Below are 23,703 nucleotides of genomic sequence, written 5' to 3'. Positions count from 1 at the left end.
GAATGTTCGCCAACAGCCGCTACGGGCTTCGCGAACGTGAAGGGCTACAGCCCGTTCGGCCGATTGGTGAGAGATGGGCATGACCACTGTTTACGGACATCCTCATTATTAGACTCATAGCGAAGGTCCAGACGTCGGTTGACCCTAAAAAAAGCCAACAAGGGTCGGCAATGCCCCAAAAGGGTGCGACAGGGCTCGAGCTCCGACACAACAAGAGCAAAACTGGAGGTTTGAATGAAGTTACTGAAATCCACCCTGGCCGTCGTGACTGCAGCAGCAGTACTTGGTGTCAGCGGGTTCGCTCAAGCGGGTGCAACTCTGGATGCCGTGCAGAAGAAAGGTTTTGTGCAATGTGGTGTGAGTGATGGCCTGCCGGGTTTCTCGGTGCCTGATTCGACCGGCAAGATCCTGGGTATCGACGCCGACTTCTGTCGTGCCGTGGCCGCTGCTGTATTCGGCGACGCGAACAAAGTGAAATTCAGCCAACTGAACGCCAAGGAGCGTTTCACCGCACTGCAGTCTGGTGAAATCGATATCCTGTCGCGCAACACCACCATGACCAGCTCCCGTGACGCGGGCATGGGCCTGAAATTCCCAGGCTTCATCACCTATTACGATGGCATCGGCTTCCTGGTTAACAAAAAGCTGGGCGTCAAGAGTGCCAAGGAACTGGACGGTGCAACCATCTGCATCCAGGCCGGTACCACCACCGAGCTGAACGTTTCCGACTACTTCCGCGGCAACGGCTTGAAATACACCCCGATCACCTTCGACACCTCCGATGAAAGCGCCAAGTCGCTGGAATCCGGCCGTTGCGACGTGCTGACCTCCGACAAGTCCCAACTGTTCGCCCAGCGCAGCAAGCTGGCTTCGCCGAAAGACTATGTGGTTCTGCCGGAAACCATTTCCAAGGAACCGCTGGGCCCGGTCGTGCGTAATGGCGATGACGAGTGGCTGGCCGTTGTGCGTTGGACTGGCTACGCCATGCTCAATGCTGAAGAAGCCGGTATCACTTCGAAAAACGTCGAGGCTGAAGCCAAGTCCACCAAGAACCCCGACGTCGCTCGTATGCTCGGTGCCGACGGTGAGTACGGCAAGGACCTGAAACTGCCGAAAGACTGGGTCGTGCAGATCGTCAAGCAAGTCGGCAACTACGGTGAAGTGTTCGAGCGCAACCTCGGCAAAGGCACCCCGCTGGAAATCGATCGCGGCCTGAACGCGCTGTGGACCAACGGCGGCATTCAATACGCACCACCAGTGCGCTGATGGTTCTGTCACCCGGTGGGCCAACCACCGGGTGATGTTCTGTTCCATTCTTTGCGGGGCACTTCATGCAAAATTCAATCGGCGCACCTAAGCAGAGGCTCAGCCTCAGCGATCCACGAGTGCGTGCGTGGGTATTTCAGATCGTCACCATCGTGGCGGTTATCTCGCTGGGTTGGTTTCTGTTCGATAACACGCAGACCAACCTCGAGCACCGGGGCATCACTTCCGGTTTCAGCTTCCTGGAGCGCAGTGCCGGTTTCGGCATCGCTCAAACCCTGATCGACTATACCGAGGCGGACAGTTATGCCCGCGTCTTTGTCATCGGGCTGCTCAATACGCTGCTGGTGACATTCATTGGTGTCATCCTGGCGACGATTCTCGGTTTCATAGTCGGTGTGGCCCGACTGTCGAAAAACTGGATCATCGCCAAAGTAGCGACGGTGTATGTGGAGGTTTTCCGCAACATCCCGCCGCTGCTACAGATCCTGTTCTGGTACTTCGCGGTGTTCCTGACCATGCCGGGGCCGCGGGCCGCCCATAACTTCGGCGACACCTTCTTTGTCAGCAGCCGGGGTTTGAACATGCCGGCCGCGCTGACTGCGGACGGGTTCTGGCCGTTCGTGACCAGCGTCGTGCTGGCCATCGTCGCCATCGTACTGATGACGCGCTGGGCGAATAAGCGTTTCGAAGCAACCGGCGAGCCGTTCCACAAATTCTGGGTTGGCCTGGCGCTGTTCCTGGTCATCCCGGCACTGTGCGCCCTCATCTTCGGCGCGCCTGTACGTTGGGAAATGCCGACGCTGCAAGGCTTCAACTTTGTTGGCGGCTGGGTGCTGATTCCGGAATTGCTGGCCTTGACCCTGGCGCTGACGGTGTACACCGCGGCGTTCATCGCCGAAATCGTGCGTTCGGGCATCAAGTCGGTGAGCCATGGCCAGACCGAGGCGGCTCACTCGCTGGGCCTGCGCAACGGGCCGACCCTGCGCAAGGTGATCATCCCGCAAGCCCTGCGTGTGATCATCCCGCCGCTGACCAGCCAATACCTGAACCTGGCGAAGAACTCTTCGCTGGCGGCCGGTATCGGTTACCCGGAAATGGTTTCGTTGTTTGCCGGCACGGTGCTGAACCAGACCGGGCAGGCCATTGAGGTCATTGCCATCACCATGAGCGTGTACCTGGCGATCAGTATCAGCATTTCCCTGCTGATGAACTGGTACAACAAGCGCATTGCGCTGATCGAGCGGTGAGGAAAAGCGCATGACATCCCATACTTTCAAACCTGACATGCCCCCTCCGAGCAACAGCATCGGCGTGCTGGCGTGGATGCGCGCGAACATGTTCTCCAGCTGGCTCAACACGCTGCTGACACTGTTTGCGTTCTACCTGATCTACCTGGTGGTTCCACCGCTTCTCAGTTGGGCGATTATCGATGCCAACTGGGTCGGTACCACCCGTGCCGACTGCACCAAGGACGGCGCCTGCTGGGTGTTCATCCAGCAGCGTTTCGGTCAGTTCATGTACGGCTACTACCCGACGGACCTGCGCTGGCGCGTCGACCTGACCGTATGGCTGGCAGTGATCGGTGTGGCGCCGCTGTTCATCTCGCGCTTCCCGCGCAAGGCGATCTACGGCCTGAGCTTCCTGGTGCTGTATCCCATCATCGCCTGGTGCCTGCTGCACGGTGGCGTATTCGGCCTGAAGGCCGTGGCAACCAGCCAATGGGGCGGCCTGATGCTGACCCTGGTGATCGCCACCGTCGGTATCGCTGGCGCATTGCCGCTGGGTATAGTCCTGGCCCTGGGTCGGCGCTCGAACATGCCAGCGATTCGCGTCGTCTGCGTGACCTTCATCGAGTTCTGGCGCGGCGTGCCGTTGATCACGGTGCTGTTCATGTCCTCGGTGATGCTGCCGCTGTTCCTGCCTGAAGGCATGAACTTCGACAAGCTGCTGCGGGCACTGATCGGCGTGATCCTGTTCCAGTCGGCTTACGTGGCTGAAGTGGTGCGTGGTGGCCTGCAAGCAATCCCCAAAGGTCAGTACGAAGCGGCCGCGGCGATGGGCCTGGGCTACTGGCGCAGCATGGGCCTGGTGATTTTGCCGCAAGCCCTGAAGATGGTGATCCCGGGTATCGTCAACACCTTCATCGCGTTGTTCAAGGACACCAGCCTGGTAATCATCATCGGCCTGTTCGACCTGCTCAACAGCGTGAAACAAGCTGCCGCGGACCCGAAATGGCTGGGCATGGCTACTGAAGGTTATGTGTTCGCCGCCCTGGTGTTCTGGATTTTCTGTTTTGGTATGTCCCGCTATTCCATGCATTTGGAACGCAAGCTGGACACTGGCCACAAGCGTTAGGAGTTGACTCATGAGTGAAGCGATCAAACAGCCTGTGAGCCCTGAAGGCATTATTCAGATGCAGGGCGTAAACAAGTGGTACGGCCAGTTCCACGTGTTGAAAGACATCAACCTGAACGTCCAGCAGGGCGAACGTATCGTGTTGTGCGGCCCGTCGGGCTCCGGCAAGTCCACCACCATCCGCTGCCTCAACCGCCTGGAAGAGCACCAGCAGGGTCGTATCGTGGTCGACGGCGTGGAACTGACCAACGACCTCAAGCAGATCGAAGCGATCCGCCGTGAAGTCGGCATGGTGTTCCAGCACTTCAACCTGTTCCCGCACCTGACCATCCTGCAGAACTGCACCCTGGCGCCAATGTGGGTACGCAAGATGCCCAAGCGCAAGGCCGAGGAAATCGCCATGCACTACCTGGAGCGCGTGCGCATCCCAGAGCAGGCGCACAAGTACCCGGGCCAGCTCTCCGGCGGTCAGCAACAGCGCGTGGCCATCGCCCGTGCCCTGTGCATGAAGCCGAAAATCATGCTGTTCGATGAGCCGACCTCGGCCCTCGACCCGGAAATGGTGAAAGAAGTGCTGGACACCATGATCGGCCTGGCCGAAGACGGCATGACCATGCTCTGCGTGACCCACGAGATGGGCTTTGCCCGTACCGTGGCCAACCGCGTGATCTTCATGGACAAGGGTGAAATCGTCGAGCAGGCAGCGCCGAACGACTTCTTCGACAACCCGCAGAATGACCGCACCAAGCTGTTCCTGAGCCAGATCCTGCATTGATCCGGCTTTAGGCAGTGAAATAAGCCCGGACTTGTCCGGGTTTATTTTTTTGCAGCAGACTCAGTGAGTCGTGAGGGTTTCGTGCTCTTTGTGCACCGTAGTCTTGAATCCTCTCAAGTCCACACCTTCAGCCAGGGTTCGTGCATCTGCAAGCAAATGCGGGTAGCGATCAAGCAGGCGCATCAGCAGCATCAACGCTTTTGGTGGCAATACCTCACCGCGCTCATAGCGGGAAAACGCGTTGTGTCCGCCACCTGACAAAAACGACACCGCTTCTTTTTGCGACAGATGCAGTTTGCGACGGATGCGTTTCATCTCTTCGCCGATCATTCTCCTGGCCGCGTTGACCAGCTCATCACCTGCGTGGTCGTAGCGATCCGAGCAGCTTGAATCGAGCTCGACTTCGCCGCACATCTGACATTCCCAGCCAGACAAGTCATCGACCCGGCATTCCAGTCCCTTGACGCTCATGGTTTCGCCGCGACCTTCGAAATGCAACATGCCCTCCTGGGCACCACAGCTGAAGCACTGCTGATTTTTCATGAGTTTTTCTCCTTGAAGGAAATTACCGGTGGGCCTCCACTGGGGCGGCACATTACCTTCAGGTAAATCTCCAGACCGTGTGAATGGGCGTGATAGACGTCATGCCAGACTCGATGATCGTCATAGGTAGTCATCGATTTGTAGAACTGTTTTCGCTCAAGCCCATGGATGACCTGCTGCATGTCCGAGACGTTTAAACCGAGCGTCCGAGCAGTGTTCTTCGCAGTGCTGGTGAAAGCTTTCCCTTTAAGCCGCCTGACATCCGCCTGTATCGCCACCAAGGCGTAATGGGGTGTGTTCTTTTCCATGGACGGTGTGCCTTGTCCTTAAAATTACCCTTAAAGGGTAATATTGACTAATCGAAAATTTCGCACCTTTTCCGTCCCATTGACCCTAGGCAATTGCCGTCCTACGCGAAGCTGACTAACATGTCAGAAAATTCATCCTATGATTGGATGAAAGGGTGGACTCCATGTCAGATATTTCTCCATTAATGAAACGCTCCTTGGTCGATCAGGCCTTGGAACAATTGCGCCGGCGTATCAGCGATGGGGTGTGGGCTGTCGGCCAGCGCTTGCCCACCGAGCCGGAGCTGGTGGCGGAGCTGGGTATCAGCCGTAACACCGTGCGCGAAGCCATGCGCGTGCTGGCGTTTTCCGGGTTGATCGAGATCCGCCAGGGCGACGGCAGCTACGTGCGGGCAGTGGTTGACCCGCTGGATACGCTCAAGGTGCTGTCGCGCTGTTCGCTGGAACAGGCCCGGGAAACCCGGCATATCCTGGAGGTGGAGGCCATTGGCCTGGCGGCGCTGCGGCGTACCGATGAGGATCTGCTTGCCTTGCGCCGGGCGCTGCAGGACAGCGCCGAGCACTATCACGGCGACCTGGAGCACTACATCGCCTGCGACCTGGTGTTCCACCGCCTCCTGGTGGATGCCGCGCACAACCCTGCGCTCAGTGAACTCTATCGCTACTTCTCCAGCGTCATTGGCGCACAGCTGCGCCAGAGCCTCAACATCACCCCGCGCCATCAACATGTGTTCGACCTGCACGTCGAAATTCTCGAAGCCGTCGAACGCCAAGACCCGGAGCAGGCCAAGGCCCTTTGCCGGCAGTTGATCAATGAACCCTGAACCAGAGCTTTCCATGTCCCGCGATCTGCTTGACCCTGCCACTTCGACGGCGCCCAAACGCGCCGCCGAACTTGAAGAACTGTTGATCGACGCCGAGGCCGACGATGAGCAGGCCCAGCAGCGCCATCCGTTGGTGCGTCGCCCCTGGCTGTTGCTGCTTGGGTTGATCCTGGTGGCGCTGAACCTGCGTCCGGCGTTGTCGAGCATGGCGCCGTTGCTCAGCGAAGTGTCGAGAAGCCTCGGCCTGTCGGCTGCCCAGGCCGGTTTGCTGACCACATTGCCTGTGCTTTGCCTGGGCTTGTTCGCGCCGCTGGCACCGGTGCTGGCGCGGCGCTTCGGTGCCGAACGCGTGGTGCTGGGGATCTTGTTGACGCTGGCGGGCGGGATTGTCTTGCGCAGCGCCTTCGGTCAGGTCGGGCTGTTTGTCGGCAGCATCCTGGCCGGCGCGAGTATCGGTGTGATCGGCGTGCTGCTGCCGGGCATCGTCAAACGTGACTTCGCCAAGCAGGCTGGCACCATGACCGGTGTCTACACCATGGCTTTATGCCTGGGCGCGGCGATGGCGGCCGGGGCGACGGTGCCGTTGAGCGAGCACCTTGGCCACAGTTGGGCCTTGGGCCTGGGGTTCTGGGTGGTCCCGGCGCTGCTGGCCGCGGTGTTCTGGTTGCCGCAAGTGGGCGAGAAACACGGTGCCCACCAAGTGGCGTACCGGGTTCGCGGCTTGCTGCGTGATCCCCTGGCCTGGCAAGTGACGTTGTACATGGGGCTGCAATCGTCCCTGGCCTACATCGTCTTTGGCTGGCTGCCGTCGATCCTGATTGGACGTGGCCTGACCCCGACTCAAGCCGGGCTCGTGCTGTCCGGTTCGGTCATCGTGCAGTTGATCAGTTCCCTCGCGGCGCCTTGGCTGGCAACACGCGGCAAAGACCAGCGCCTGGCCATCGTGATCGTCATGCTCATGGTCCTGGGCGGGCTGTTCGGTTGCCTCTACGCTCCGCTCGATGGCTTGTGGGGCTGGGCGATCCTGCTGGGCTTGGGGCAGGGTGGGGCATTCAGCCTGGCGCTCACGCTGATCGTGTTGCGTTCGCGGGACGCTCACGTGGCCGCCAACCTTTCCAGCATGGCCCAGGGCTTCGGCTATACGTTGGCGTCGCTGGGGCCGTTCGCCGTGGGTGTGGTCCACGACTTGACCGGCGGCTGGCATGCCCTGGGCTGGATCTTCGGCCTGGTTGGCCTGGGGGCGATCATCGCGGGCATCGGCGCAGGCCGGGCGTTGTACGTTGGGGTCAGCAGCGAAAGGGTCACTGACCGTCATTGATATCATTTTCATGGCGAATGACGATAGTCTTCCCTGCGGCGGCAGATTATCGTGCAGGCCTACTGAAACGTTTTTCGGAGCCTGTCCATGAGTGATGCCAACAACGCCTTGATCAGCCGTTTTTATCAAGCCTTCCAGCGCCTGGACGCCGAAGCCATGAGCGCTTGCTACACCGACGACGTGCTGTTCAGCGACCCGGCGTTTGGCGAACTGCATGGGCGCGATGCCGGCGACATGTGGCGCATGTTGACGACTCGGGCCAAGGACTTTTCCCTGACCTTCGATAACGTGCGCAGCGATGAGCGTACCGGCGGTGCTCATTGGGTGGCGACGTATTTGTTCAGCCAGACCGGCAACATCGTGATCAATGACATTCAGGCGCGCTTCGTTTTTCGCGACGGCAAGATCTGCGAGCACCACGACAGCTTCGATCTGTGGCGCTGGTCTCGCCAGGCATTGGGCACCAAGGGTCTGTTGCTGGGCTGGACACCGCTGGTGCGCAACGCCGTAAGGTCCCAGGCGCTCAAGGGGCTGCGGGCGTTCCAGGCCAGTCGCTGATAAGATCGCGGCTTGTCTTTGCCGACCTGTTGAACATCTTGTGACGACTGCCGCCCCCTCTCCCGATCTGCCTGCACAAGGCCCCGCCGAAGCGGACAAACCCTGGTTCGTCTACCTGGTGCGGGCCGCCAACGGCTCGCTGTACTGCGGCATCAGTGATGACCCGGTGCGGCGTTTCGCCAAGCATCAAAGCGGCAAGGGCGCACGCTTCTTCCTTTCCAGCCCGGCAGTGGCCCTGGTGTACACCGAGGCTTGTCGCGACAAGGGCGAGGCCCTGCGCCAGGAGCGGCTGATCAAAAAGCTCAGGAAAAGCGCCAAGGAATGCCTGGTGGCCAGTGCGCTGTCGCTACATCAGCCGGGCTGATAGGCCTTTATCAGGCCGGTAGGCTGGCCCGGCCAGGCGCGTTAAGCTGTAGGACTTCATTCCTGCAATGGGCAATCTCATGTCAGAGCTGATCCTTCATCATTACCCAACGTCTCCTTTCGCGGAAAAAGCCCGACTGCTGCTGGGCTTCAAGGGGCTGTCCTGGCGTTCGGTGAGCATCCCGCCGATGATGCCCAAGCCTGACCTGACGGCGCTGACGGGCGGTTATCGCAAAACCCCGGTCTTGCAGATCGGCGCGGATATCTATTGCGATACGTCACTGATGGCCCGCCGCCTGGAGCAGGAGAAAGCCTCGCCGGCGCTGTTCCCCGAAGGCCGCGAGATGATCGCCGCGTCTTTCGCGGCGTGGGCCGATTCGGTGGTGTTCCAGCATGCGGTGAGCCTGGTGTTCCAGCCGGAGTCGGTGGCGGTACGTTTCGCCAAGCTATCGCCCGAAGCGATCAAGGCGTTCGTCAGCGACCGCGCCGGGCTGTTCAGCGGTGGCACGACGACCCGCTTGGCTGCCGAGCAGGCCAAGCACCAATGGCCGACGATCATGGCGCGCCTGGAGCAACAGTTGCAGCGTGAGGAGGGTGATTTCCTGTTGGGTGATCCGTCGATTGCCGACTTCGCCATGGCCCATTCGCTGTGGTTCCTCAAGGGCACTCCGGTGACCTCGCCGCTGGTGGATGCGTATCCGGCTGTTTCGGCATGGTTGGCGCGGGTGCTGGGTTTTGGTCATGGTGCCTCGAGCCAGATGAGTGCTGAAGAGGCCTTGGAGGTTGCTCGCAACGCTACGCCGGCAGCGCTGCCGGATGAGGCATTCGATGAGCCGAACGGTTTCACGACAGGGCAACAGGTGAGCATCGCCGCGACCGACTATGGTGTTGATCCGGTGGCTGGGGAGTTGGTGTTTGCCGGGAGCGAGGAATTGATTCTGCGTCGTGAAGACGCGCGTGGCGGGGTGGTGCATGTGCACTTTCCGCGGCTCGGGTTTCGGATCGAGGCTCGATGAACAACGAATGACCTTGTGGGAGCCAGCTTGCTCGCGATGAGGCCCTCAAACCTATATCGCGGACAATGCCCTGAGAATATTCTCCGGCTCATACCCACGAATCAACGTGCCGTTCACATCCAGGATCGGAATCCCCCGGCCACCCAGCGCCTCATAGGTCTTGCGCGCTTCGGTGTCCTTCTCGATATCGAACTCGCGAAACGGCACGCCTTTTTCATCCAGGAACCGCCGGGTGGCCTTGCAGTAGCCGCACCAGTCGGTGGCGTACAGCACCACGCGGGCATTGCTGCGAATCTGCTCGGCAACCATCTGCGACGGGTTGAACACCCGCTCGATCTTGCCCCAGTTCTGATAGGCCACCACCACCAGCAGAACCAGCAGGCACTTCTTCAGCGCCCCGGCGAGCATCAGTTGCGCCGCTTGAGCTGATCGGTGAGCGACGTGGGCAACCCTTTGATGATCAACGTACCGGCTTCCTCGTCATACTCGATCTTGGAACCCAGCAAGTGCGCTTCGAAGCTGATGGACAAGCCTTCGGCGCGGCCGGTGAAGCGGCGGAATTGGTTGAGGGTGCGTTTATCCGCCGGGATCTCCGGCGACAACCCGTAGTCCTTGTTGCGGATGTGATCGTAGAAGGCTTTCGGTCGATCTTCGTCGATCAGCTCGGAGAGTTCTTCCAGGCCCATCGGCTCGCCGAGCTTGGCCTGGCTGCTGGCGTAGTCGACCAGGGTCTTGGTCTTTTCCCGGGCGTCGTCTTCCGGTAGGTCTTCGCTTTCGACGAAGTCACTGAAGGCCTTGAGCAGGGTACGGGTTTCGCCGGGGCCGTCGACGCCTTCCTGGCAGCCAATGAAATCGCGGAAGTACTCCGAAACCTTCTTGCCGTTCTTGCCCTTGATGAACGAGATGTATTGCCTGGACTGCTTGTTGTTCTGCCATTCCGACACGTTGATCCGCGCCGCCAGGTGCAACTGGCCCAGGTCCAGGTGGCGGGACGGGGTCACGTCCAGCTCATCGGTCACCGCCACGCCTTCGCTGTGGTGCAGCAGGGCGATGGCCAGGTAATCGGTCATGCCTTGCTGGTAATGGGCGAACAGCACGTGGCCGCCCACCGACAGGTTGGACTCCTCCATCAGCTTTTGCAGGTGTTCCACCGCCACGCGACTGAACGCGGTGAAATCCTTGCCGCCGTCCAGGTACTCCTTCAGCCAGCCGCTGAACGGATGCGCCCCGGACTCGGCATGGAAAAAGCCCCAGGCCTTGCCTTGCTTGGCGTTATAGCTTTCGTTGAGGTCGGCGAGCATGTTCTCGATGGCCGCGGACTCTGCCAGTTCGGAGTCGCGGGCATGGAGCACGGCAGGGGTGCCGTCGGGTTTTTTGTCGATCAGGTGGACGATGCAATGACGGATCGGCATGGATTTCTCGGCTGATGAAAGAGAGGAGGGCGCGCTCCCCGAAAAAGGGCCCAGTGTACCGCAATCACTGGTTTTGGAACCCGGCAAAGACCCTTTCAGACCCGTCCGACAGCCTATATGCATTTTTTTAACGTTTTAGCGCAAGAAAGCTGACCAAATGGGTAGCTAGAAGCGGATATTTCAGAGGCGTTGTGCTAGTTTTGCCCGGTCTTACGCGATGTCACTGCGTTAAGCGTGCATTCAGCATCTGTCAGGTCGAACCAAACCCGGTTTTCGGCATCTATTACCCCGATCCGTCGCGGTGATTGCCGAGGGTGCCTGATCAACAGAGATCGGGCTCGATGGCTGACACTGCACTCTGCAATCCATATGAATTTGATAGGGAAGGAACACTACATGGCTCTTACTAAAGACCAACTGATCGCTGATTTGGCTGAATCTGTAGACGCACCAAAAGCTACCGTGCGTGCTCTGCTGGACCAACTGGGCCAAGTCGTTGCCGATCAGCTGGAAAATGGCGGCGAAATCACTCTGCCAGGCGTTGGCAAGCTGAAAGTCACCGAGCGTCCTGCCCGTACCGGCCGCAACCCTTCGACTGGCGCTGCCATCGAAATCGCAGCCAAGAAAGTGATCAAGCTGGTTGTGGCCAAAGGCCTGACCGACGCGGTCAACAAGTAAGACCGCTGTAAAAAAAACCGTGCCTCGGAGCGATCCGGGCACGGTTTTTTATTGCCTTGGAAACCGCCCCGTAGGCTGCGATCTTTCCCCTGGCAGTTGAATCTCGAGCGAAAGATCAAAAGATCGCAGCCTCGCTTCGCTCGACAGCTCCTACAGTGGAGCCGTGTCTTTCTGATCCTTGCGAATCCAGCGGGCCTGGCGCCAGGCCTGCTGCTGCGCCTCGGTCTGGAAGGTCCAGGCCACGAAACGACTCTGTTTCTGGCCCTGGGACATCTCCACCACCTGACTGTGCAGCGCCCCGGCCTTTTTCAGTGCGGCTTGAATCGCTGGCAGGTTCGACGCCTTCGACACCAGGGTGCTGAACCACAGCACTTGCCCGGCCAGTTGTGCGCTTTCGCCGATCAGTTGCGTCACGAATCGGGCTTCCCCACCCTCGCACCACAACTCCGCAGCTTGACCGCCGAAATTCAGCACCGGCAGCTTGCGCTTCGGATCGGCCTTGCCCAGTGCCCGCCACTTGCGCTGGCTGCCCTTGGTGGCTTCCTCCAGGGAGGCATGGAACGGCGGGTTGCACATCGTCAGGTCGAACCGTTCGCCGTCTTCCAGCAGGCCTAGGAGAATCTGCTTGCGGTTGGCTTGCTGGCGCAACTGGATGGCCTTGTTCAAGCCATTGGACTGGACGATGGCCTTGGCCGAGGCGATGGCCGTCGGGTCGATCTCCGAGCCCAGGAAGTGCCAGCGGTAGTCGCTGTAGCCGATCAGCGGATAGACGCAGTTGGCGCCGGTGCCAATGTCCAGCACCTTGACCGCCGCCCCGCGGGGAATTTCACCAGCGTTGTGGCTGGCGAGCAAATCGGCGAGGAAATGCACATAGTCCGCACGCCCTGGCACTGGAGGGCACAGGTAATCGGTCGGAATGTCCCAATGAGCGATGCCATAGAAGGATTTAAGCAGCGCCCGGTTGAACACCCGTACGGCTTCGGGGCTGGCGAAGTCGATGCTTTCCTTGCCATAGGGGTTGATGATCACGAACTTCGCCAGTTCCGGCGTGCTCTTGATCAACGCTGGGAAGTCATAGCGGCCCTGGTGGCGGTTGCGCGGATGCAGGCTGGCTTTCTCGCGCGGTGCCACGGCTTTGGCCGGCGGGGCGGACTTGGGCTTCTGGCGGGCAGGTTTGGGTGTGCGGGGGGCGGTCATGGGCGAGTCGATTCGGGGATGGCTCAAAAAGTGGCGGGCATTGTCCCACATCCAGCCCCTGCGAACCCAACTGCAACGATCGGCGCGATCTACTGTGGGAGCGAGCTTGCTCGCGATAGCGGTGCGTCAGCTTGCCCCCATGTTGAATGTACTGCCGTCATCGCTAGCAAGCTCGCTCCCACAATAGTTGTTCAGTGTTCGCAAGAAAGTGACAGGCATGAAAAAGGAGGTCCAACTGGACCTCCTTTTTCATTGCGAACCGCCGTTACAGGCTGGCAATCCGCTCATGCTGCTCGGCCAGCTTGCCCAAGGCCTGTTCCGCCTCGGCCAGTTTGGCCCGTTCCTTCTCGATGACTTCGGCCGGCGCCTTGTCGACGAAGCCGGCGTTGGACAGTTTGCCGCCGACCCGCTGCACTTCGCCTTTGAGGCGCAGGATTTCCTTGTCCAGACGCGCCAGTTCGGCGGCCTTGTCGATCAGGCCGGCCATTGGCACCAGCACTTCCATCTCGCCAACCAGGGCGGTGGCCGACAGTGGCGCTTCTTCGCCGGCTGCCAGGACCGTCACCGATTCGAGCTTCGCCAGTTTCTTGAGCAGTGGCTCGTTTTCGTTGAGGCGGCGCAGGTCTTCGGCGCTGGCGTTTTTCAGGAACAGGGTCAGAGGCTTGCCCGGGCCGATGTTCATTTCGGCGCGGATGTTACGCAGGCCCAGCATGAAGGTCTTGAGCCACTCGATGTCGTCTTCGGCCGCCGGATCGATGCGGGTTTCGTTGGCCACCGGCCACGGTTGCAGCATGATCGTCTTGCCTTGGACGCCTGCCAGCGGTGCGATGCGCTGCCAGATTTCCTCGGTGATGAACGGCATGAATGGATGCGCCAGGCGCAGGGCCACTTCCAGCACGCGCACCAGGGTGCGACGGGTGCCGCGCTGGCGTTCGACCGGGGCGTTTTCGTCCCACAGCACAGGCTTGGACAGCTCCAGGTACCAGTCGCAATACTGGTTCCAGATGAACTCGTACAAGGCTTGCGCGGCCAGGTCGAAACGGAACTGATCGAGCTGGCGAGTTACCTCGGCCTCGGTGCGTTGCAACTGCGAAATGATCCAGCGATCGGCCAGGCTCAGCTCAAAGGCTTCGCCGTTCTGGCCGCAGTCTTCGCCTTTATCGAGCACGTAGCGCGCGGCGTTCCAGATCTTGTTGCAGAAGTTGCGATAGCCTTCGACGCGGCCCATGTCGAACTTGATGTCGCGACCGGTGGACGCCAGCGAGCAGAAGGTGAAGCGCAGGGCGTCGGTGCCGTAGCTGGCGATGCCCTCGGCGAATTCTTCGCGGGTGGCTTTTTCGATCTTCTTCGCCAGTTTCGGCTGCATCAGGCCGGAAGTGCGTTTCTGCACCAGGGTTTCCAGGTCGATGCCGTCGATGATGTCCAGCGGGTCGAGGACGTTGCCCTTGGACTTGGACATCTTCTGGCCCTGGCCGTCGCGCACCAGGCCGTGGACATAGACGGTCTTGAACGGCACTTGCGGCGTGCCGTCTTCGTTCTTCACCAGGTGCATGGTCAGCATGATCATCCGGGCGACCCAGAAGAAAATGATGTCGAAGCCGGTGACCAGTACGTCGGTGGAGTGGAATTTCTTCAGGAACTCGGTCTGCTGCGGCCAGCCCAGGGTGGAGAAGGTCCACAGGCCGGAACTGAACCAGGTGTCGAGGACGTCGTTGTCCTGCGCCAGGGCAACGTCCGGGCCGAGGTTGTGCTTGGCGCGGACTTCGGCTTCATCACGGCCGACATAGACTTTGCCCGACTCGTCGTACCAGGCCGGGATGCGATGGCCCCACCACAGTTGACGGCTGATGCACCAATCCTGGATGTCGCGCATCCACGAGAAGTACATGTTTTCGTATTGCTTGGGCACGAACTGGATGCGGCCGTCTTCGACAGCGGCAATCGCAGGCTCGGCCAGCGGCTTGGTGGACACGTACCACTGGTCGGTCAACCACGGCTCGATGATGGTGCCGGAGCGGTCGCCTTTCGGGACTTTCAGGGCGTGATCGTCGACGCTGACCAGCAGGCCGGCGGCATCGAACGCCGCGACGATCTGTTTGCGCGCTTCGAAGCGGTCGAGGCCGGCGTATTCGGCCGGGATCTGGCCATCGATGCTGTCGTTCAGCGTGCCGTCGAGGTTGAACACCTGGGCCGCCGGCAAGACGTTGGCGTTCTTGTCGAAGATGTTCAGCAGCGGCAGGTTGTGGCGCTTGCCGACTTCGTAGTCGTTGAAGTCGTGGGCCGGGGTGATTTTCACGCAGCCGGTGCCGAATTCGGGGTCGCAGTAGTCGTCACCGATGATCGGGATGCGACGGCCAACCAGGGGCAGTTCGACGAATTTGCCAATCAGGGCCTGGTAGCGCTCATCGTTCGGGTTCACCGCCACGGCGGCGTCGCCCAGCATGGTTTCCGGACGCGTGGTGGCGACGATCAGGTAATCCTTGCCTTCGGCGGTCTTGGCGCCGTCGGCCAGCGGGTACTTCAGGTTCCACAGGAAACCTTTCTCGTCGTGGTTCTCCACTTCGAGGTCGGAAATGGCCGTGTGCAACTTGGTGTCCCAGTTGACCAGGCGCTTGCCGCGATAGATCAGCCCGTCTTCATGCAGGCGCACGAAGGCTTCCTTCACCGCTTCCGAAAGACCGTCGTCCATGGTGAAGCGCTCGCGACTCCAGTCCACGGACGAGCCGAGGCGACGGATCTGGCGGCTGATGTTGCCCCCGGACTCGTCTTTCCATTCCCAGACTTTCTCGAGGAATTTCTCGCGGCCCAGGTCATGGCGACTCTGGCCCTGGGCTTCGAGGCGGCGCTCCACCAGCATCTGCGTGGCGATACCGGCGTGGTCGGTGCCCGGCTGCCACAAGGTGTTGCGACCTTGCATGCGCCGGAAGCGGATCAGGGCATCCATGATCGCGTTGTTGAAACCGTGGCCCATGTGCAGGCTGCCGGTGACGTTCGGCGGCGGGATCATGATGGTGTAGGAATCGCCCGCGCCTTGCGGAGCGAAATAATTCTCGGACTCCCAGGTGTTGTACCAGGAAGTTTCAATGGCGTGCGGCTGGTAGGTCTTATCCATGCGCGGCGGGACCCTATTGGCATTTATTCAGGAAAAGCCGGGAAGTATAGCGGGGCGAAGGACGCAGGGCGAGCCGCAACAAGTCCCTGTGGCGAGGGCGCTTGCTCGCGCCAGGCACTGTAGGAGCTGCCGAAGGCTGCGATCTTTTGATCTTGATCTTGATCTTTTCGGTTTTCGCTTAGGACTCAATTGTCCGGGACAAGATCGCAGCCTCGTTGCACTCGACAGCTCCTACATCGTGTCCGGCCGGAGCAGGCGCCCGAGCCACTAAAACATATATGAACCGGGTTATTCGTACTGACTGAGCAGCCGCTCCATCCGCGCATCCAGCCGGCGTTTGATCTCGGTCTCGATGTGGGGGGCGAAGTCGTCGATGACGTCTTGCATGATCAACTGTGCGGCAGCGCGTAGTTCGCGGTCCAGGTGCAGCAGGGCGTCGGGGCCCTTGGCTTCGGTATTGGCGGCAGGCTTGGGTTCGGGCTGGCCGTTGATCGGCTCGAACAGCAGGGGGATCTGTTCGTCATGCACCGGCTCGTGCACGACCGTGTCGGTCAGCAGCGGCGGTTGCAGGTTGTCGTCGCCGAGCAGTTGGCGGATCGACTCGAGGTCATCCAACAGATGCGCGGGCTTTTGTGGCGGTTTTGGAGTGTCCATCGTAGGGCTCAGAGTCGCTGTAAACGGTGGTCTTGCAGAGGATAGCCCTGTTCGCGGTAGAAACGGAAACTCTCCCGCGCGGCTTGTCGGATGACCGGGTCTTCGACCACCACTTCCGCCACACGGGCGAAGCGCGGGGCAAAGGCCGGTACTTTCAGGTCGAGGTTGACCAGCAGATCCTGGTGCTGGCCGCAGTCGTCCCCCAGCCCCAGCACGATCAACCCTTCGGGTTCGTTTTCGGCCGGGCCGTGGGGCACGAAGCTCTCGCCCTTGAAAGCCCACAGGCGTGCGTCCAGGTCTTCACGCTGGGCGGCATCGCTGCAATGCAGGTAGATGCGGTGCCCCATGCGCCAGGCCTTTTCGACGAGCTTGCAGGCGAAATCCAGCCGCGCCGACGGATCGGCGCTGGGCAGGATATAGAAATCGACTTTGGTCATTGCGGTTCCTGAGCCGCCGATGACGCCACCCGAAGGCAACGCCAGCGACGGTCATTGGTGTCAGGCCTTGGCGCGGTCCAGCAGGTACTGGGTCAGCAGGGGCACCGGACGACCGGTGGCGCCCTTGTCCTTGCCGCCGCTGGTCCACGCCGTGCCGGCGATGTCCAGGTGCGCCCAGTTCAGGTTCTTGGTAAAGCGCGACAGGAAGCAGGCCGCGGTGATGGTCCCGGCTTTCGGGCCGCCGATGTTGGCGATGTCGGCGAACGGGCTGTCCAGTTGTTCCTGGTACTCGTCGAACAGTGGCAGCTGCCAGGCGCGGTCGTCGGCTTGCTGGCCGGCGCTGAGCAGTTGGCCGATCAGTTCGTCGTTGTTGCCCAGCAGGCCCGAGGTGTGGGAGCCGAGGGCGACGATGCAGGCACCGGTCAGGGTTGCGATGTCGATCACCGCTTGGGGCTTGAAACGCTCGGAGTAGGTGAGGGCATCACACAGCACCAGGCGGCCTTCGGCGTCGGTGTTGAGGATTTCCACGGTCTGGCCGCTCATGGTGGTGACGATGTCACCCGGCCGCGAGGCGTTACCGCTGGGCATGTTCTCGGCGCAGGCCAGGATGCACACCAGGTTGATCGGCAGTTGCAGTTCGAGCACGGCGCGCAGGGTGCCGAACACGCTCGCGGCGCCGCCCATGTCGTACTTCATCTCATCCATGCCGGCACCCGGCTTGAGGCTGATGCCGCCGGTGTCGAAGGTGATGCCCTTGCCGACCAGTGCGTACGGCTTCTCGGATTTCTTGCCTCCGTTGTACTGCATCACGATCAGGCGTGGTGGCTGGGCGCTGCCCTGGCCGACGGCATAGAACGAACCCATGCCCAGGTCCTTGATCTTCTTCTCGTCGAAGACTTCGACCTTCAGGCCCTTGAACTCCTTGCCCAATGCCTTGGCTTGTTCGCCGAGGAACGTCGGGTGGCAGATGTTCGGCGGCAGGTTGCCCAGGTTGCGTGTGAACGCCATGCCGTTGGCAATCGCGGTGGCGTGGGTCACGGCACGCTGGACTTCAGCCTGGGCGGCCTTGATGGTCAGCAGGGTGATTTTTTTCAGGGCGCGGGGCTCGGCTTTCTGGCTCTTGAACTGGTCGAACTGGTATTCGCCGTCCACCAGGGTTTCGGCCAGCAGGCGGTTCTTGCCGTAGCTGTCGCGGCCCTTGATCACCAACTCGTCCAACGCCAGGGCGGCATCAGCGCCGCCAAGGCCCTTGAGGGTGCCCAGCACGCCGGCAATGATTTTACGCAACGGACGGTCGCCCAGCTCAGCGTCCTTGCCCACGCCCACCAGCAGCACGCGCTCGGCCTTGAGGTTGGGCAGGTTGTGCAGCAACAGGCTCTGGCCGACTTTGCCGGCCAGGTCGCCGCGCTTGAGCACGGCACTGATGGCCCCACCGCTCAGGGTATCGAGCTGGGTGGCGACCACGCCGAGCTTGCGGTCTTCACCGACGGCAACTACCAGTGTGGCGGTTTTCAACGTTTCTGGGCTGACGCTTTTTACAACCAGTTCCATGTCCGGATCCCTGAGTCAATGGTCAAGAGGCCAGGCGCCGAGACAGTGGCGCGCTGAGCAGCTGTCTTCTATATAAGAGAAGCGCCGGTACGTGCCGACGACAAAGGCCGCAGTTTGAACCCCGGCGGCCGAGCCTGACAACCCTGGTAGCCGTTAACTTTTTGACCTTGTGAAGCGTGTGCTTAAAGCGTGCGCAGTGACAGGCGCCTCCAATCACAGGATAATGCGGCTCTTTTTTTGGCGGCTCGTTGCATGAGCTGGCTCGATACGTTTCTTGTTTGGCCGCCTTAGCCTGACAATCCTGGAGTGTCTGGTTTGATCGTCTTCCGTTATTTATCCCGTGAAGTCCTGCTGACCCTGAGCGCCGTCAGCGCCGTGCTGCTGGTCATCATCATGAGCGGGCGCTTCATCAAATACCTCGCCCAGGCGGCCTCCGGCGCCCTGGACCCGGGCTCGCTGTTCCTGATCATGGGGTTCCGCCTGCCGGGCTTCTTGCAATTGATCCTGCCGCTGGGGTTGTTCCTCGGCATCCTGCTGGCTTACGGGCGCTTGTACCTGGACAGCGAAATGACCGTGCTGTCGGCCACTGGCATGAGCCAGCAGCGCCTGTTTCGCATGACGCTGTTCCCGGCCACGTTGGTGGCACTGGTGGTGGCCTGGCTGAGCCTGAGCCTGGCACCCCAGGGCGCCACCCAGTTCCAACTGCTGATCAACCAGCAGGACGCCATGACCGAGTTCGACACCCTGGTGCCAGGGCGCTTCCAGGCCCTGCGCGACGGTACGCGCGTGACCTACACCGAACGGCTCTCGGACGATCGGATCGACCTGGGCGGCGTCTTCATTACACAAAAGAACCTGTCTTCGGATACCAAGAAAGACCGTGGCATTTCTGTGCTGGTGGCCGAGAAGGGCCGGCAGGAAATCAACCCCGACGGCAATCGCTACCTGATCCTGGAAAACGGCTATCGCTATGACGGCAAGCCGGGGCAGGCCGATTACCGGGCCATCAAGTACGACACCTATGGCGTGCTGTTGCCCAAGCCCGAGGTCAGCGACGAAGTCACTGACCGTGACGCGATGTCCACCGCCAGCCTGCTGGGCAACAAGGACATTCGTGCCCGTACCGAGCTGCAATGGCGCCTGTCCTTGCCGCTGCTGGTGTTCATCGTGACCCTCATGGCGGTCCCGCTGTCGCGGGTCAACCCGCGCCAGGGGCGTTTCCTCAAACTGCTGCCGGCGATTCTTCTGTATATGGCTTACCTGACCATCCTGATTTCCGCCCGCAGTGCGTTGGAGAAAGGCAAGATCCCGCCAGCCCTGGGCCTGTGGTGGGTGCACTCGATCTTCCTGGCCATCGGCCTGGGGCTGCTCTATTGGGAGCCGCTACGCCTGAAGCTGGCCAGTCGCCGCAGCGCGCTGGAGGTGGCCCGTGGTTAAGCTCGATCGCTACATCGGCAGCAGCGTGTTCATGGCGATCCTTGCGGTGCTGGGGATCATTCTCGGCCTGGCGACCCTGTTTGCCTTCATCGATGAAATGAGCGACGTCAGCGACACCTATACCTTGATGGACGTGGCGAGCTACGTGCTGCTGACCGCCCCCCGGCGTCTGTACGACATGCTGCCAATGGCCGCGTTGATCGGCTGCCTGATCGGCCTGGGCAGCCTGGCCAGCAACAGCGAACTGACCATCATGCGCGCCGCCGGCGTGTCCATTGGTCGGATCGTCTGGGCGGTGATGAAGCCCATGTTGGTGCTGATGCTGGTGGGTGTGTTGATCGGCGAATACATTGCCCCTGCCACCGAAAATACTGCCCAGGCCAACCGTTCCCTGGCCCAGGGCGGTGGCGATGCGCAAAGCGCCAAGCACGGCCTGTGGCACCGCCAGGGCGATGAATTCATCCATATCAACTCGGTCCAGCCCAACGGCATTCTGTACGGCGTGACCCGTTATCGCTTCGACGACCAGCGGCACATGCTCTCGTCGAGCTTCGCCAAGCGCGCCAAATTCGCCGAGGATCACTGGCAACTCAATGACGTCACCACCACTGTGTTCCATGACAAGCGTACCGAGGTGGTCGCCGCGCCACAGGAACGCTGGGATGTGTCGATCAGCCCGCAGCTGCTCAGCACTGTGGTGATGGCACCTGAATCCCTGTCGATTACCGGCTTGTGGGGGTATATCCACTACCTGGCGGACCAGGGCTTGAATAACGGCCGCTACTGGCTGGCGTTTTGGGTCAAGGTGTTGCAACCGTTGGTCACCGCCGCCTTGGTGTTGATGGCCATTTCCTTCATTTTCGGTCCGCTGCGTTCGGTGACCCTTGGCCAGCGGGTGTTTACCGGCGTGCTGGTGGGCTTCACTTTCCGCATTGCCCAGGATCTGCTGGGGCCGTCGAGCCTGGTGTTCGGCTTCTCGCCGCTGTTTGCGGTGCTGGTGCCGGCCGGTGTCTGCGCGTTGGCCGGGCTCTGGCTGTTGCGTCGGGCGGGTTGATCGCACCTGTCGCAAGGGGGCTGTGGGAGCAAGGCTGTGGGGGAGCAAGCTTTGCTCCCACTCGCGCGGTGTATCAGGTACAATTCCCGGCTATTTTTCGGCGGGCTATGCCTGCAGCCTTTTTGAGTGTTGATCCGTGAGTGATTTGAGTCATATCCGCAATTTCTCCATCATCGCCCACATTGACCATGGCAAGTCGACGCTGGCCGATCGCTTCATCCAGATGTGCGGCGGCCTGGCCGAGCGTGAAATGGAAGCCCAGGTACTGGACTCCATGGACCTGGAGCGTGAACGCGGGATCACCATCAAGGCCCACAGCGTTACCCTCTACTACAAGGCCCGCGACGGCATCACCTACCAGCTGAACTTCATCGATACCCCAGGGCACGTCGACTTCACCTATGAAGTCAGCCGGTCGCTGGCGGCCTGTGAAGGTGCGCTGCTGGTGGTCGACGCCGGCCAGGGTGTCGAAGCCCAGTCGGTTGCCAACTGCTACACGGCCATCGAGCAGGGCCTGGAAGTCATGCCGGTGCTGAACAAGATCGACCTGCCCCAGGCCGATCCGGACCGCGTGAAGGAAGAAATCGAGAAAATCATCGGCATTGACGCCACCGACGCGGTCACCTGCAGTGCCAAGACCGGCCTGGGCGTGGATGAAGTGCTCGAACGCCTGGTCACGACCATTCCCGCGCCGACCGGCAACATCGAAGATCCGCTGCAAGCGTTGATCATCGACTCCTGGTTCGACAACTACCTGGGCGTGGTGTCCCTGGTTCGCGTGCGCCATGGCCGCGTGAAGAAGGGCGACAAGATCCTGGTCAAGTCCACCGGCAAGATCCACCTGGTGGACAGCGTCGGTGTATTCAACCCGAAACACACCGCTACCGTAGACCTGAAGGCCGGTGAAGTGGGCTTCATCATCGCCGGCATCAAGGACATCCACGGGGCGCCGGTCGGCGACACCCTGACCTTGAGCTCCACCCCCGACGTCGATGTGCTGCCAGGTTTCAAACGTATCCAGCCGCAAGTCTATGCCGGCCTGTTCCCGGTCAGCTCGGACGACTTCGAGGATTTCCGCGAAGCCCTGCAAAAGCTGACCCTGAACGACTCGTCCCTGCAGTACACCCCGGAAAGCTCCGATGCCCTGGGCTTCGGCTTCCGTTGCGGGTTCCTGGGCATGTTGCACATGGAAATCATCCAGGAGCGCCTGGAGCGCGAGTACGACCTGGACCTGATCACCACGGCGCCGACGGTTATTTTCGAGCTGCTGCTCAAGAACGGCGAGACCCTCTACGTCGACAACCCGTCCAAGCTGCCGGACCTGTCGGCCATCGAGGATATGCGCGAACCGATCGTGCGGGCCAACATCCTTGTGCCTCAGGAGCACCTGGGTAACGTCATTACCCTGTGTATCGAGAAACGCGGTGTGCAGCACGACATGCTGTTCCTCGGCACGCAGGTCCAGGTGACCTACGACCTGCCGATGAACGAAGTGGTGCTGGACTTCTTCGACCGCCTTAAATCCACCAGTCGCGGCTATGCTTCGCTGGACTATCATTTCGATCGTTACCAATCGGCTAATCTGGTGAAGTTGGATGTGCTGATCAACGGTGAGAAAGTCGATGCCCTGGCCTTGATCGTGCACCGTGACAACGCGCACTACAAAGGTCGTGCATTGACCGAGAAGATGAAGGAACTGATTCCGCGGCAGATGTTCGATGTGGCAATCCAGGCCGCCATTGGCGGGCAGATTGTGGCGCGTACAACCGTCAAGGCGCTCAGAAAGAACGTATTGGCCAAATGCTACGGCGGCGACGTCAGCCGTAAGCGCAAGCTGTTGGAAAAGCAGAAGGCCGGTAAAAAACGCATGAAGCAGGTTGGTAACGTGGAAATTCCACAGGAAGCCTTCCTTGCGGTGCTCAGGTTGGATAGTTAGGTCCTATGTCGCTAAATTTCCCGCTGTTGCTGGTTATCGCCGTATTTGTCTGCGGCCTGTTGGCGTTGCTTGATCTGTTGTTCCTGGCGCCTCGGCGCCGGGCGGCCATCGCCTCTTATCAGGGCAGCGTCAGCCAGCCTGATGGTGTGGTGGTCGAAAAGCTCAACAAGGAACCGCTGCTGGTCGAATACGGCAAGTCGTTCTTCCCGGTGCTGTTCATCGTGCTGGTACTGCGCTCGTTCCTGGTGGAGCCGTTCCAGATCCCGTCCGGCTCGATGAAGCCGACCCTGGACGTGGGCGATTTCATCCTGGTGAACAAGTTCTCCTACGGGATCCGCCTGCCGGTGATCGACAAGAAGGTCATCGAGGTGGGTGACCCGCAACGCGGCGATGTCATGGTGTTCCGCTTCCCGAGCGACCCGAGCGTCAACTACATCAAGCGTGTCGTTGGCCTGCCGGGCGACACGATCCGCTACTCCGCCGACAAGCGCCTGTTCGTCAATGGCGAATCGGTGGCCGAACAGCTGATCGGCTCCGAGCCGGGCACACTGGGCAGCGCCGAGCTCTACCAGGAAAAACTCGGCAAGGCCGAGCACCTGATCCGCAAGGAAATGAGCCGCTACCGCGCAGCACCGGACCATTCGTGGACCGTGCCGGCGGGCCACTACTTCATGATGGGCGACAACCGCGACAACTCCAATGACAGCCGGTACTGGGATGATCCGAACATTCCCAAGAATCTGCTGGGCATGGTCCCGGACCGCAACATCGTCGGCAAGGCCTTTGCGGTCTGGATGAGCTGGCCGGAACCCAAACTCAGTCACCTGCCGAATTTCTCGCGGGTTGGCCTGATCAAGTAATCACACACGGCGCTGTTGAACACAGCGCCGAATGCTTTTCTGGAGCCCG

The 23,703-nt window shown here is 60.7% G+C and carries 23 protein-coding genes; 14 read left to right on the top strand and 9 right to left on the bottom strand.

The window, feature by feature from the left end; translation table 11 throughout:
* Nucleotides 1–234: 234 nt before the first annotated feature.
* The 4 genes from GFU70_RS23020 (at nt 235) to GFU70_RS23005 (ending at nt 4,396) form a co-directional block, all read left to right on the top strand.
* Nucleotides 235–1,266 carry an amino acid ABC transporter substrate-binding protein gene (locus GFU70_RS23020; RefSeq protein ID WP_058542783.1) on the top strand — a complete coding sequence of 344 codons (1,032 nt, stop codon included), beginning with the start codon at nt 235–237 and terminating at the stop codon, nt 1,264–1,266.
* Between the two features lie 65 nt (nt 1,267–1,331).
* Nucleotides 1,332–2,513, top strand: coding sequence for an amino acid ABC transporter permease (locus tag GFU70_RS23015; RefSeq protein WP_058542784.1), 1,182 nt, complete (start codon nt 1,332–1,334; stop codon nt 2,511–2,513).
* Between the two features lie 10 nt (nt 2,514–2,523).
* The gene (locus tag GFU70_RS23010) at nt 2,524–3,621 is read left to right on the top strand and encodes an amino acid ABC transporter permease (RefSeq protein ID WP_058542785.1); all 1,098 of its coding nucleotides are present in this window, start codon (nt 2,524–2,526) and stop codon (nt 3,619–3,621) included.
* A 10-nt stretch (nt 3,622–3,631) separates the two neighbouring features.
* Nucleotides 3,632–4,396, top strand: a complete 765-nt coding sequence (locus GFU70_RS23005) for an amino acid ABC transporter ATP-binding protein (RefSeq protein ID WP_047228862.1) — start codon at nt 3,632–3,634, stop codon at nt 4,394–4,396.
* A gap of 60 nt (nt 4,397–4,456) precedes the next feature.
* Here GFU70_RS23005 and GFU70_RS23000 read toward each other — a convergent pair whose 3' ends face one another.
* Together GFU70_RS23000 and GFU70_RS22995 are read right to left on the bottom strand one after the other, a co-directional pair.
* Nucleotides 4,457–4,939, bottom strand: a complete 483-nt coding sequence (locus GFU70_RS23000) for a type II TA system antitoxin MqsA family protein (RefSeq protein ID WP_153388858.1) — start codon at nt 4,937–4,939, stop codon at nt 4,457–4,459.
* Nucleotides 4,936–5,247 carry a type II toxin-antitoxin system MqsR family toxin gene (locus GFU70_RS22995; RefSeq protein WP_058542787.1) on the bottom strand — a complete coding sequence of 104 codons (312 nt, stop codon included), beginning with the start codon at nt 5,245–5,247 and terminating at the stop codon, nt 4,936–4,938. The genes GFU70_RS23000 and GFU70_RS22995 overlap by 4 nt, the downstream gene beginning before the upstream one ends.
* 164 nt (nt 5,248–5,411) lie before the next feature.
* On the opposite strand from GFU70_RS22995, the gene GFU70_RS22990 reads away from it, so the two are divergent.
* The 5 genes from GFU70_RS22990 (at nt 5,412) to GFU70_RS22970 (ending at nt 9,326) form a co-directional block, all read left to right on the top strand.
* The gene (locus GFU70_RS22990) at nt 5,412–6,071 is read left to right on the top strand and encodes a FadR/GntR family transcriptional regulator (RefSeq protein ID WP_153388857.1); all 660 of its coding nucleotides are present in this window, start codon (nt 5,412–5,414) and stop codon (nt 6,069–6,071) included.
* A complete protein-coding gene (locus GFU70_RS22985; RefSeq protein ID WP_058542789.1) occupies nt 6,061–7,389 on the top strand; it encodes a CynX/NimT family MFS transporter in 1,329 nt (442 codons plus the stop codon). Before GFU70_RS22990 ends, GFU70_RS22985 begins: the two co-directional genes overlap by 11 nt.
* Before the next feature lie 87 nt (nt 7,390–7,476).
* Nucleotides 7,477–7,947, top strand: a complete 471-nt coding sequence (locus tag GFU70_RS22980) for a nuclear transport factor 2 family protein (protein WP_153388856.1) — start codon at nt 7,477–7,479, stop codon at nt 7,945–7,947.
* A 40-nt stretch (nt 7,948–7,987) separates the two neighbouring features.
* Entirely contained in the window at nt 7,988–8,311 is a 324-nt protein-coding gene (locus GFU70_RS22975; RefSeq protein ID WP_064106955.1) for a GIY-YIG nuclease family protein, read from the top strand.
* 79 nt (nt 8,312–8,390) lie between these two features.
* Nucleotides 8,391–9,326, top strand: coding sequence for a glutathione S-transferase family protein (locus tag GFU70_RS22970; protein ID WP_153388855.1), 936 nt, complete (start codon nt 8,391–8,393; stop codon nt 9,324–9,326).
* A gap of 51 nt (nt 9,327–9,377) precedes the next feature.
* Here GFU70_RS22970 and GFU70_RS22965 read toward each other — a convergent pair whose 3' ends face one another.
* Nucleotides 9,378–9,734 carry a glutaredoxin family protein gene (locus tag GFU70_RS22965; RefSeq protein ID WP_058544108.1) on the bottom strand — a complete coding sequence of 119 codons (357 nt, stop codon included), beginning with the start codon at nt 9,732–9,734 and terminating at the stop codon, nt 9,378–9,380.
* The gene (yejK, locus tag GFU70_RS22960) at nt 9,734–10,738 is read right to left on the bottom strand and encodes a nucleoid-associated protein YejK (RefSeq protein ID WP_058544107.1); all 1,005 of its coding nucleotides are present in this window, start codon (nt 10,736–10,738) and stop codon (nt 9,734–9,736) included. The genes GFU70_RS22965 and yejK overlap by 1 nt, the downstream gene beginning before the upstream one ends.
* A 396-nt stretch (nt 10,739–11,134) precedes the next feature.
* On the opposite strand from yejK, the gene GFU70_RS22955 reads away from it, so the two are divergent.
* Complete coding sequence (locus GFU70_RS22955) at nt 11,135–11,416, top strand: HU family DNA-binding protein (protein WP_058544106.1); 282 nt, start codon at nt 11,135–11,137, stop codon at nt 11,414–11,416.
* 150 nt (nt 11,417–11,566) lie between these two features.
* Here GFU70_RS22955 and rlmF read toward each other — a convergent pair whose 3' ends face one another.
* From rlmF to GFU70_RS22930, 5 genes are all read right to left on the bottom strand, one after another.
* Nucleotides 11,567–12,613 carry a 23S rRNA (adenine(1618)-N(6))-methyltransferase RlmF gene (gene rlmF, locus GFU70_RS22950; protein WP_153388854.1) on the bottom strand — a complete coding sequence of 349 codons (1,047 nt, stop codon included), beginning with the start codon at nt 12,611–12,613 and terminating at the stop codon, nt 11,567–11,569.
* Nucleotides 12,614–12,878: 265 nt separating this feature from the next.
* Entirely contained in the window at nt 12,879–15,725 is a 2,847-nt protein-coding gene (locus GFU70_RS22945) for a valine--tRNA ligase (protein WP_058544105.1), read from the bottom strand.
* Between the two features lie 288 nt (nt 15,726–16,013).
* Nucleotides 16,014–16,379: a hypothetical protein gene (locus GFU70_RS22940; protein ID WP_058544104.1), complete on the bottom strand. Its 366-nt coding sequence runs from the start codon at nt 16,377–16,379 to the stop codon at nt 16,014–16,016.
* Nucleotides 16,380–16,387: 8 nt separating this feature from the next.
* On the bottom strand, nt 16,388–16,816 hold the full coding sequence (locus GFU70_RS22935; RefSeq protein ID WP_058544103.1) for a DNA polymerase III subunit chi: 429 nt from the start codon (nt 16,814–16,816) through the stop codon (nt 16,388–16,390).
* Between the two features lie 60 nt (nt 16,817–16,876).
* Nucleotides 16,877–18,367 (bottom strand): leucyl aminopeptidase, encoded by a 1,491-nt coding sequence (locus GFU70_RS22930; protein ID WP_058544102.1) that lies wholly within the window; start codon nt 18,365–18,367, stop codon nt 16,877–16,879.
* Nucleotides 18,368–18,682: 315 nt separating this feature from the next.
* Between GFU70_RS22930 and lptF the strand changes: the two genes are divergently transcribed.
* The 4 genes from lptF (at nt 18,683) to lepB (ending at nt 23,654) form a co-directional block, all read left to right on the top strand.
* Nucleotides 18,683–19,804 carry an LPS export ABC transporter permease LptF gene (gene lptF, locus GFU70_RS22925; RefSeq protein ID WP_058544101.1) on the top strand — a complete coding sequence of 374 codons (1,122 nt, stop codon included), beginning with the start codon at nt 18,683–18,685 and terminating at the stop codon, nt 19,802–19,804.
* Entirely contained in the window at nt 19,797–20,858 is a 1,062-nt protein-coding gene (gene lptG / locus GFU70_RS22920) for an LPS export ABC transporter permease LptG (RefSeq protein ID WP_058544100.1), read from the top strand. The genes lptF and lptG overlap by 8 nt, the downstream gene beginning before the upstream one ends.
* 136 nt (nt 20,859–20,994) lie before the next feature.
* On the top strand, nt 20,995–22,794 hold the full coding sequence (gene lepA, locus GFU70_RS22915; protein WP_058544099.1) for a translation elongation factor 4: 1,800 nt from the start codon (nt 20,995–20,997) through the stop codon (nt 22,792–22,794).
* 5 nt (nt 22,795–22,799) lie between these two features.
* Nucleotides 22,800–23,654, top strand: a complete 855-nt coding sequence (lepB, locus tag GFU70_RS22910) for a signal peptidase I (protein ID WP_058544098.1) — start codon at nt 22,800–22,802, stop codon at nt 23,652–23,654.
* Nucleotides 23,655–23,703: the final 49 nt, after the last annotated feature.

This window comes from Pseudomonas brassicacearum (genome assembly GCF_009601685.2).
Lineage (GTDB): Bacteria > Pseudomonadota > Gammaproteobacteria > Pseudomonadales > Pseudomonadaceae > Aquipseudomonas > Aquipseudomonas kilonensis_B.
This window is presented reverse-complemented; position numbering and strand designations above follow the sequence as displayed.